Origin of the sequence: uncultured Nevskia sp. (assembly GCF_903885465.1) — a bacterium.
In the GTDB taxonomy this organism is placed as follows: Bacteria; Pseudomonadota; Gammaproteobacteria; order Nevskiales; family Nevskiaceae; genus Nevskia.
Genome location: NZ_CAISIQ010000342.1, coordinates 1 through 4201 on the forward strand (window position 1 = coordinate 1; position 4201 = coordinate 4201).

A 4201-nucleotide genomic window follows, 5' to 3' on the forward strand; every position below is an offset into this window, starting at 1 on the left:
AATAGCGGATGCCGAGCGGATGCGGCACCAGGCTGGTCACCAGCTCCGGGTTCTGCAGCGCGAAGCGAACGAACACGCGGTTGTAGAACAGATCGATCGAATATGGCTTGTACCAGCCGACATTGACGATCCAGACGCCGGCACCGATCACCAGGATCAGCAGCAGCGCACCGACGATCTTGAACAACTTCTTCATGGTCCATCGCTCCTTGATTTCACCCACTGCCTGACGCGGATTGCCGGGCGGGTTTACGCCCGAGTCTCGCAGCAATTGGCGGGTGTTGGCACGAATCTCGGTTGCCATCCGTCCGGTCAGGCCCCGTTGGGTCTCAATCGATGAAATACAGGGTTGGGGGGAAGCACATGAAAGCAGTCATCACCAAAAAAGGGCGGCGGATCGGTTTTGCATCACTGGCATCGGCACTGATCGGCAGCGTAATCCTGCTCAGTAGCGGTGCAGCGCAGGCGGCGGATGGGCCGGCACAGCGCCTGATCGTCAAGTTCAAGGACTCCTCAAAGCTGCCCGCCACGCACCAGACGCAGGCGACTGCGCTGGCGAGCCGCATCGGCGCGCGTCGCGGTGTGGCGCTGCAATGGTTGCGGACCATGGGTACCAGCGCCGATGTGCTGCGCATCGGCCGCACGATCGACGCCAGCGAACTCGCGGCGCTGATCGCCGAGTTCAAGGGCGATGCCCTGGTCGAGTACGTCGAAGAAGATCGCCTGCTGCAGCCGACGCTGACGCCGAACGATCCACGCTACAGCGAGCAATGGGGCTATTACGAAGCGATCGGCGGCATCCGGGCACCGGCCGCCTGGGACGTGACCACCGGCACCAGCGTGATCGTCGCGGTGATCGATACCGGCTACCGGCCGCATGCCGATCTCGCCGCCAACATCATCGGCGGCTACGACATGATCAGTGATCTCGATATCGCCAACGACGGCAACCTCCGGGATTCCGACGCCCGCGATCCCGGCGACTGGGTCGGCAACTTCGAATGCGGCATCAACCTGGCCACCACCAGTTCCTGGCATGGCACCCACGTGTCCGGCACCATCGCGGCGCTGACCAACAACGCCCTCGGCGTCTCCGGTGTGGCCTATGGCGCGAAAGTGCTGCCGGTGCGCGGACTCGGCAAGTGTGGCGGCTACACCTCGGACATCGCCGACGGCATCATCTGGGCCTCCGGCGGCACGGTGCCCGGCGTGCCGGCCAACCCGAACAAGGCCCAGGTCATCAACATGAGCCTGGGCGGCTCGGGCGCCTGCGACAACACCACGAAACTCGCCATTCAAGGCGCCAACAGCCGAGGCACCACCGTGGTGGTCGCTGCCGGCAACAGCAATGCCGATGCCAGCAAGTACAGCCCGGCCAGTTGTCCGGGGGCAATTGCCGTCGCCGCCATCGGCCGTAATGGCGGACGCGCCAGCTACTCCAACTTCGGCAACGTGGTCGCCATCGCTGCACCCGGTGGCGACAGCAAGGCAGCCGGCAACGGCGTGCTGTCGACTCTGAACGCGGGCACCAAGGGCCCGGGCGCGGACGCCTACGCGCTCTATCAGGGCACCAGCATGGCGACGCCGCATGTCGCCGGTGTGGTCGCGCTGCTGTACAGCATCAAGCCGACGATCACGCCTGCCGAAGTGAAGACTGCCCTGACCACCACCGCGCGCGCGTTCCCGGCCACCTGCACCGGCTGCGGTGCCGGCATCGTCGATGCGGCCGCGGCGGTTGCCTACGTCCAGGGCACGATCGTCGTCGAGCCGCCGCCACTCTGCCCCACCGGCTTCACGGCCTATCCGGGCGAACTGACGACCAAGGGCGCGCTCGCGGCACATCCCACCGAAGCTGGCTTCACGCTGACGGCAACGACCTTGCTCGATGGCACGCTCACCGGTCCGGCTGCCAGCAACTTCGATCTCTACCTGCAGCGCAAGAGCGGCAGCTCCTGGGTGATCGTCGCGCGCTCGGATGCGGCTGCCACCTCGGACGAGAGCATCAGCTTCAGCGGTGCTACCGGCAGCACCTATCGCTGGGGCGTACGTGCGACCTCGGCGGCCGGTGCCTACACGATGTGCGGGCGTCCGCAGTAACAACACGCCGTTCGGTCACCAGCCCCGCAGATGCTTGCGGGGCTTCTTCTTGCTCGGAACCGGGGCTAGCTCAGGATCATCTGCGTGCAGCGAAATGCGGCAATGAGCTTGCCGGCATCGTTGCTGACTTCGGCATCCCAGACCTGCGTGGTGCGGCCACGATGGCGCGACGTCGCCGTGCAATGGATGTAGCCATCGAGCGCGGTGCCGAAGAAATTGCTTTTCAGCTCGATCGTCGTGAAGCCCTTGGCGCCCTTCGGCAGATGCGCGAACGTCGCATAGCCCGCGCAGGTATCGGCCAGCGCAATGATGCTGGCGGCGTGCAGGAAACCGTTCGGCGCATGGTGTCGGCGCTCGACCTTCATGCGACCTTTCAACAGGCCCTCGCCCACTTCAAGGACTTCCAGGCCCAGCAGATCCGGCAGGGTGCCAGGCTGCAGCTTCATGAAGTAATCCAGCGTGGCTTCGGGAAGGAGGTCGCTCATGAGGCTCGTGGAAAATGAAAGGACCCGGGAAGCTTAGCCGCCCGGGTCCCGGTTAAGACAGCGTACGAACGGTCAGCGCGAGTTCACCGTCCACGCTGCCGAGAAGCTGCCAACGGTCAAGGTCGCGGTCACCGAGCCACCAGCGGCCGATGAAGCCGTCACCAGCATCTGCACGCGATCGCCGTTGACCACCGTCGATGGCCCGGTGAACGGCCGGTTGTTGATGCTGTAGCTGCGTGCGCCGCCATCGATGCTGATCGGTGCCGGGCCGTTGAGGCCGCTGATGGTGATCTCTTTCGAAGCGACGAAGGCACCGCGCTGGGCATTGCTGCGCGGCGGGAACTTGAAGCTGTCCGGCGTCTGGTCGAGGCCGGTGGTCACCGTCCATTCATCGCTGACGCCGCCGACGGTGATCGTCGCCGACACCACATCACCGGCATTCGGGCCCGAAACCGTCTGCAGCAGGATGCTGTTGTTGCGCGAGATCAGGCCCGGCTCGCGAGTCAGCGGCCCGTTGTTGATCCGGTACATGACGTTCGGATTGCCGCTGATGCTGATCGCCGCCGGCCCCGCGATGCCGGTGATCTTCACCCGCTCGCTGCGCACGGTGGCCGACGAGGCTTGATCGACGAGATCGACGAAGCGGAAGGCATCCGGTGTGGTGTCGACCGTCGAAGCCGCGGTGGTGACCTTGAAGTCCGCACTGACGGAATCGATGCTCAGCGTAGCTGTCGTCGTGGTCGCCGGCAGGTTCGAGGCCGTCTGGCGCAGCCGCACGCTGTCGCCGTCGTTGACCACGGCGCCGACCAGGCTGCTGAACGCGCCGTTGTTGATCGAGTACTCGCCACCGCTGACGGTGATCGCCGCCGGCGCATTGATACCGAGCACGACGATCGAATCCGAGATCACCACAGCACCCAGCGCGACCTCGGTCTTCGCCGCGAAGCTGAACGGCAGCGGCGTGGTGTCCACCGGCGGCCGCACCGTGACGCTGGTGCTGGCCGTGCCGGACGCGCCTTCGTCATCGCTCACCTGCAGCGCGAAGCTCAGCAAGCTGGTGCTGCTGACCGAGGGTGCGATGAAGCTGGCGGTGGCCGTCGTGGCGCCGCTCAGGCTCACCGTCGGGCCGCCGGTCTGCGTCCAGGCGTAGGTGGCGATGCGGCCGTCGCTGTCGGTCGAGGCACTGCCATCGAGGCTCACCAGGCTGCCGCCGGTGGTCGTCGACGGCAGCGCCGTGGCAACGGCAGTCGGCGCGGCATTGGCCGGCAGCAGGAACGAAGACAGCAGCGCGTCGTGATCGCTGGCCTGGTCGGCGTACTCGGCATTGATGTGCAGCGCTTCGTACTGCGCGCCGGCGTTGAGCAGGCGCGGCGTCGACAGGATGTGATCCAGCTCCTGCGAATTGCCTTCGAACACATAGCTGTAGCGCTCGGCCGGATTGGCGACCAGCTCGGTGCCGAGGTTGCGCAAGGTATCGCGCGTGCCCGCCGTGCCGGTGCGCAGGATGCGCAGCGGCGTGCTGAAGTCGAAATCATTGAGATCGCCGAGCACCATCACCCGCGCTTGTGGATCGAGACTCTGCAGGCTGTCGACGAAGCTGTTGACCAGCGTCGCCTGCT

3 protein-coding genes and 1 pseudogene are annotated in these 4201 nt (G+C 65.7%); 1 reads left to right on the forward strand and 3 read right to left on the reverse strand.

Annotation, left to right across the window (positions count from 1 at the left end):
• Window positions 1–196, reverse strand: a 196-nt coding sequence (locus tag QZY06_RS13495; RefSeq protein WP_295685320.1) for a hypothetical protein, incomplete at its 3' end; no start/stop codon positions are given.
• A gap of 167 nt (window positions 197–363) precedes the next feature.
• Between QZY06_RS13495 and QZY06_RS13500 the strand changes: the two genes are divergently transcribed.
• Window positions 364–2097, forward strand: coding sequence for a S8 family peptidase (locus tag QZY06_RS13500; RefSeq protein WP_295685322.1), 1734 nt, complete (start codon window positions 364–366; stop codon window positions 2095–2097).
• Window positions 2098–2162: 65 nt separating this feature from the next.
• On the opposite strand, the gene QZY06_RS13505 is transcribed toward QZY06_RS13500, so the two are convergent.
• Window positions 2163–2582 (reverse strand): PaaI family thioesterase, encoded by a 420-nt coding sequence (locus tag QZY06_RS13505; RefSeq protein ID WP_295685325.1) that lies wholly within the window; start codon window positions 2580–2582, stop codon window positions 2163–2165.
• A 72-nt stretch (window positions 2583–2654) separates the two neighbouring features.
• Window positions 2655–4201 (reverse strand): annotated as a pseudogene (locus tag QZY06_RS13510) (hypothetical protein); the annotation flags it as partial.

What these genes read in the sequence shown, in the direction of transcription:
- QZY06_RS13505 (WP_295685325.1), bottom strand. Translation starts at nt 2,582, where the DNA reads ATGAGCGACCTCCTTCCCGAAGCCACGCTGGATTACTTCATGAAGCTG.
- QZY06_RS13500 (WP_295685322.1), top strand. Translation starts at nt 364, where the DNA reads ATGAAAGCAGTCATCACCAAAAAAGGGCGGCGGATCGGTTTTGCATCA.